The sequence below is a fragment of the Nostoc sp. genome, assembly GCF_036917315.1.
In the GTDB taxonomy this organism is placed as follows: Bacteria; Cyanobacteriota; Cyanobacteriia; order Cyanobacteriales; family Nostocaceae; genus Nostoc.
This window is the reverse complement of sequence record NZ_JBALDR010000044.1, coordinates 1-5,440: the sequence shown is the minus strand read 5'-3', so window position 1 is coordinate 5,440 and position 5,440 is coordinate 1. Positions and strand designations below refer to the sequence as shown.

At 40.6% G+C, this 5,440-nt stretch carries 8 protein-coding genes; 5 read left to right on the top strand and 3 right to left on the bottom strand.

Going from position 1 to position 5,440, the window contains the following annotated elements; translation table 11 throughout:
• Both V7K84_RS19720 and aroF read left to right on the top strand, forming a co-directional pair.
• Positions 1-288 (top strand): hypothetical protein (locus V7K84_RS19720; protein WP_334840476.1); only part of this gene is annotated, 288 nt, incomplete at its 5' end.
• Positions 272-1,342, top strand: a complete 1,071-nt coding sequence (gene aroF / locus V7K84_RS19715; RefSeq protein ID WP_334840474.1) for a 3-deoxy-7-phosphoheptulonate synthase — start codon at positions 272-274, stop codon at positions 1,340-1,342. The genes V7K84_RS19720 and aroF, both read left to right, overlap by 17 nt.
• An 8-nt stretch (positions 1,343-1,350) precedes the next feature.
• On the opposite strand, the gene V7K84_RS19710 is transcribed toward aroF, so the two are convergent.
• Positions 1,351-1,521: a hypothetical protein gene (locus V7K84_RS19710; RefSeq protein WP_334840473.1), complete on the bottom strand. Its 171-nt coding sequence runs from the start codon at positions 1,519-1,521 to the stop codon at positions 1,351-1,353.
• Positions 1,522-1,767: 246 nt separating this feature from the next.
• Positions 1,768-2,580, bottom strand: a complete 813-nt coding sequence (locus V7K84_RS19705) for an SDR family NAD(P)-dependent oxidoreductase (RefSeq protein WP_334840472.1) — start codon at positions 2,578-2,580, stop codon at positions 1,768-1,770.
• Positions 2,581-3,034: 454 nt separating this feature from the next.
• Between V7K84_RS19705 and V7K84_RS19700 the strand changes: the two genes are divergently transcribed.
• The 3 genes from V7K84_RS19700 (at position 3,035) to V7K84_RS19690 (ending at position 4,639) form a co-directional block, all read left to right on the top strand.
• The gene (locus V7K84_RS19700) at positions 3,035-4,012 is read left to right on the top strand and encodes a threo-3-hydroxy-L-aspartate ammonia-lyase (RefSeq protein ID WP_334840470.1); all 978 of its coding nucleotides are present in this window, start codon (positions 3,035-3,037) and stop codon (positions 4,010-4,012) included.
• A 149-nt stretch (positions 4,013-4,161) separates the two neighbouring features.
• Positions 4,162-4,386 (top strand): hypothetical protein, encoded by a 225-nt coding sequence (locus tag V7K84_RS19695; protein ID WP_334840469.1) that lies wholly within the window; start codon positions 4,162-4,164, stop codon positions 4,384-4,386.
• Positions 4,373-4,639, top strand: a complete 267-nt coding sequence (locus V7K84_RS19690; protein ID WP_334840468.1) for a type II toxin-antitoxin system RelE family toxin — start codon at positions 4,373-4,375, stop codon at positions 4,637-4,639. The genes V7K84_RS19695 and V7K84_RS19690 overlap by 14 nt, the downstream gene beginning before the upstream one ends.
• Positions 4,640-4,757: 118 nt before the next feature.
• On the opposite strand, the gene V7K84_RS19685 is transcribed toward V7K84_RS19690, so the two are convergent.
• On the bottom strand, positions 4,758-5,171 hold the full coding sequence (locus tag V7K84_RS19685) for a hypothetical protein (protein ID WP_334840467.1): 414 nt from the start codon (positions 5,169-5,171) through the stop codon (positions 4,758-4,760).
• Positions 5,172-5,440 lie beyond the last annotated feature (269 nt).

The window sequence follows — 5,440 nt, the reverse complement described above, 5'->3', positions numbered from 1 at the left end:
TTCTGCTTCATCATAATTCCTTTGCCATTTTTATGGGATGTTTGGTTTCACCCTCTTTTAATTCGCCAACAGTCTCATTCTATTCGCGGCTACACAGGCAAAGTCCGCGGAGGCGGACTAAGAAAAATTGCGGGTTTGAAACCCACGCAGGTGGGTTTTGCTTGTGTAGACGCGGTTTCTAACCGCCCTTTTAACATCGCCCTTTTAACTATGCGTCCCAACGAACGGACTGTATTACACCCAAAAACTAACTATACGGAAGGAAAAACAGATGATTATCATACTTAAGAGCGGTACACCTGTTGAGGAAATTACTCGCATTAGCCAAGAACTGAGTGAGACTTGGGGAGTCACAGTAGAAAAAAGTGTTGGCACTCATAAAGTTGTGCTAGGGCTAATTGGTGATACCACTAGCATTGATAAATTACAGGTTCAGGAATTTAGCCCTTGGATTGAGCAAGTATTACGAGTGCAACAACCTTTCAAGCGGGTAAGCCGAGAATTCCGACATGGAGAAGCTAGCGAGGTGGTTGTACCTACACCTAACGGTCGTGTCTATTTCGGCGAACATCATCCGATTGTAATAATAGCCGGGCCTTGTTCTGTTGAAAATGAAGCGATGATTGTCGAAACAGCAAAGCGGGTGAAGGCAGCTGGGGCACAGTTTTTGCGTGGCGGAGCCTATAAACCCCGTACTTCACCCTATGCGTTTCAAGGTTATGGTGAAAGCGCTTTAGATTTGTTAGCAGCAGCGCGAGAAGCTACTGGTTTGGGTATCGTCACAGAACTAATGGATGCTGCCGATTTATCCGCAGTGGCGAGAGTAGCTGACATCATCCAAATCGGAGCGCGAAATATGCACAACTTTTCGTTGCTGAAAAAGGTAGGCGCTCAAGATAAACCAGTGCTGTTGAAGCGGGGTATGTCTGCAACAATTGACGAGTGGCTGATGGCGGCAGAATATATTATGGCATCTGGAAATCCCAATGTGATTCTTTGTGAACGAGGAATTAGAACCTTTGATGGTAAATATGCCCGCAATACTTTAGATTTATCAGTGCTGCCGGTGTTGCGATCGCTAACCCATTTACCGATTACGATCGATCCCAGTCATGGTACTGGTAGGTCTGAATATGTGCCATCAATGGCAATGGCTGCGATCGCAGCTGGTACAGATGGCTTAATGATTGAAGTTCACCCCAATCCCGCAAAAGCTTTATCCGATGGCCCCCAATCTCTCACCCCTGAGAAATTTGACCGCTTGGTTCAAGAAATGTCAGTCCTGGGCAAACTGGTCGATCGCTGGTCTACACCTGTATTCGATCGTATTGGTGGGCGTTGAATTCAGAATCAAGATGCTCTGGTGCGATCGCTTAAGGGTACAGTTAGAGACTTCCAAAGAAAAAGACTGAATGGCACGCTTGAAAAGCTGAAACCTCCTTGCTGGCAGGGTGTGGGAGGTGTGGGAGGTGTGGGAGGATGGGGAGGCAATGCAGCATTTGTTGATATGCAGTTATTCAATTTCTCCTCTTCCTCCCCACACTTCCCCACACTCCCCACACTCAAAAATCTTGTTATATCAGGGCTTTGCGATTAACAAGCGTGCCATTCCTAACTGTACTTTTGCGGGATGGGTAATTTATTAGTTGGAATTCCTAAAGCGAAGTCTTAGCTGATTTTTGGCAAATGCTTAAACCCGAACAAGAAATTATTTCGTCTAAAAAATCTATTGTTCGGTTCTTCTTGAAAAGAGTGTAAAATCTCAAACTACCTCTTTTTTTGAAGTTCGTGCATACTTCTAACAACCTTTGTGACTAAATTTCTGGGCGTAAATCTGACGCTTTCAGTTAATATCTTATTTCTCATCCCAGGAACAACAACAGTTTTGTTTTTCATTAAGCCCCGATAACCAATCCTAGCGACGGTTTCCGTATCCATCATTCTGTTAACGTTAGCAATCTTTGAATCTTCCATTGCAGCATTTTGTTGGAATTCCGATGCTGTTGGCCCTGGACAAAGAACAGTTACGTTGACACCTGTGCCCTCTAATTCATTCGCGATCGCTTCTGAAAATGATAATACATAGGCTTTAGTAGCAAAATAAACTGCCATTAAAGGCCCTGGTTGAAAAGCAGCCGCCGAGGCCACATTTAATATTTTTCCATAGTTTTGCTCGACCATATCTTTGAGGAACAACTTCGTTAAATGAGTCAGGCTAACCATATTTACCTGAAGCATTTTCAATTCAGTGCTGAGGTCTGTTTCGCTAAATGCTCCATAAGTACCAAAGCCAGCATTGTTAACTAGCACATCAATCTTAATGGATGCTTGCTGTAATTCTGTAAAAATTTCTTCTGGGGATGTGGGGATAGATAAATCCTTAACAAAAATTTTGACAAAAATGCCAAACTTTTGGGTAAATTCATCTACAATTTCAGTAAGTTTTTGTTCATTCTTATCTACTAACACAAGATTATAATTATGACGGGCAAAAATCTGGGTTAATTGATAACCTATACCACTAGCCGCTCCTGTAATTAGAGCAGTTCTTTTTTGCCGACTTTTGGATGTTTGATTCATGTTAAAAAATGGCGAATTTGAGTTAATTAATTTAACAAGAAGAATTCAGCAGTCAGGAGCTAGAATTTAATTTCAATTGGTTTAAATTCCCCACTAATTTATTCTGACTTCTGTTAGCGTCGCGGGACGTAGCTCGTTCTGACTTCTGGATTCTTATTTAACTTTTATAAATTTAGCTACAGCAATATATAATATCTGCTGTAGCTATTTTTATACTGAAAAAATGATGCTATCCACCTGAAATGAGTATGCTTCAATCCAGGATATTAAACGCAAATATAAAAATCTGTATCTATATAAACAAGAGCAAGAATATTTAATCTCATCGTCAGAATTCAGCACCCAAGAGTCAGAATTTAGAAATAATCTAGTATACTTGGTATATTTATTATTATCAAATATTCTGCTGATTTTTTAACTATCCTTATTCCTGAATTCTTACATATCGTCATCAATGACACAACCTAATTCCGTTGCTATAAGTGACGTGCAAGCAGCACAAAAGCGAATTTTAGGGATTGCCCATCGCACACCTGTACTAACATCTAGAATCGTTAACGATCGCACCAATAGCCAAGTGTTTTTTAAGTGCGAAAACTTTCAACGCACGGGGGCATTTAAATTTAGAGGCGCATACAACGCCCTAGCCCAACTATCGGTAGCAGAAAAACAAACAGGCGTTCTCACCTATTCGTCGGGAAATCATGCCCAAGCGATCGCTTTAGCTGGACAATTACTAAATATTCCCACCACCATTGTCATGCCTGATGATGCTCCGGCTGTCAAACAAACTGCTACTCGTGGTTATGGTGCAGAGATAATTTTGTACAATCGCCAAGAAACAAACCGAGAAGAATTAGCCCAAAATTTAGCAGATGAGCGCTCTTTGACACTCATTCCGCCTTACGATCATCCTCATGTCGTCGCCGGACAGGGAACAACTGCTTTAGAATTAATCCAAGAAGTTGGTGAGTTAGACTTACTATTAGTTTGTTGTGGCGGTGGCGGATTACTTTCAGGATGTGCGATCGCAGCCAAGTCACTTTTACCCAATTGTAAAGTAATCGGGGTAGAACCAGCCCTTGGCGATGATGCTACCCGCTCTTTTCACACCAAAACCTTACAAACAGTCAAAAATCCTAATACCATCGCTGATGGCGCGCGGACTCCTAGCCTTGGTAAAATTACTTTCCCCTTGGTGCTGCATTACGTCGATGATATGGTGACGGTATCGGAAGAGGCGATTCTTCGCACCATGTTTTTCTTGTGGGAACGTTTGAAAATTGTCGTTGAACCCACTGGAGTACTTGCAGCAGCAGCCTTACTCGAAGGTGTGGTGACAGCACCAGAGGCGAGAATTGGTGTCATCATCAGCGGTGGAAATGTAGATTTGGCGCAAGTTGGTAAATTGTTTTCTGTGGGATTGAATTGAAAACTTAAATTCCCAGCAAAGTTTCTACACAAATTGGACATTTATTCAGTTAAACGGCTATCGGATCGGCTGATACAGTAAAATTATAGTGATAGGCTATAGTAACTTTATTGAAGCAAAACTCACTATATGTTGGAATTGAGATAAAAATGGAAACTACAACGAGAAAAAAAGCTTTAATCAAAGCTATTTATGAGCGATTAGAACAAGCTTATGAAGATACTTTAGAGGATGTCATAGAACTTTTAGACATTCGTAAAGCAGAAGACCAAGAGGATATTAAAGCTTTACATGAAGAACGGGAAGATATTAAGAAAAATGGCACTATTCCTTGGGAGCAAGTTAAACGAGAATTAGACAGTGAATCAATATAAAATTGAATTTTCTAATGCTGCATTTAAACAACTTAAAAAATTACCTATAAAAGTACGGACAAGGATACAAACAAAAATTGACGATCTAGCTGATAATCCCCGCCCTAACGGCATTGTTAAACTAGAAGATTCGGACAATGGTTATCGAATCCGAGTCGGCAGTTACCGAGTTATATACGATATTTTTGATGATGTATTACTAGTTAGTGTTGTGAAAGTAGCGCATCGTAAAGAGGTTTACCGCGACGAGTAAGACAGCAACACTAATAGCAGGATAAAAGCTTTATATTCATACTCTCATATCGTATATCGCACTTTTGCTAATGGGGCTGACGTGAAGATGGTGCGTTAGGCTAAAGCCGTAACACACGCTATGCTTTTACTTTGCCATTGTTATTCACACCAACAATTATTGACGGTGGCTCATTACTAACAATTGGCGATTCACCTCGCAATCCCTTGCGGCGTTGGTTTTTAGGAACTCCTCCCGCCATACCATACTCTACACTGCTTTTGCCATATTTAGCCCCAATGCCCATGAGTATGTGTTCTGTCATGTCTGCCAACTGCTGCTCTGTTTCTAACATTTCACGGTATATCTTATCTAGGTTAGAAAGCGCAGTGTTGTAAGTATTTTCTTTATTTCGCATTGTCTCAATTAGGCTTGAGTAGGCAAATAAAGTGAGTCCATTACTCACATCTAAGTTTGGATCGATTGAACTGATACTGGCTGCACGACGTGCTGCTTTTTCTAGCACTTGGGAAGTTCTTTTTAGTCTAGCCATAAAATGTACCTTTTAATGCGGTTATTTATTTGGTTATCAGTTCTTGAATTCACTGATTTAAGCTTCTTTACTTTAAAAAACTTCCGTATCGATCAGCCTGAGGAAATTCCTGCAAATCTCTATTAGCTTTTATTACACTGTGAATTACTAATAAATCAGTAAATTACGCAAAAAAGAACTCAAACCCCAGTTTGAGAACTCAATATTAGCTTTTGCGTACTAAATATACTTAAATGAGAACTCAAACCCCAGTTTGAGAACTCAATATT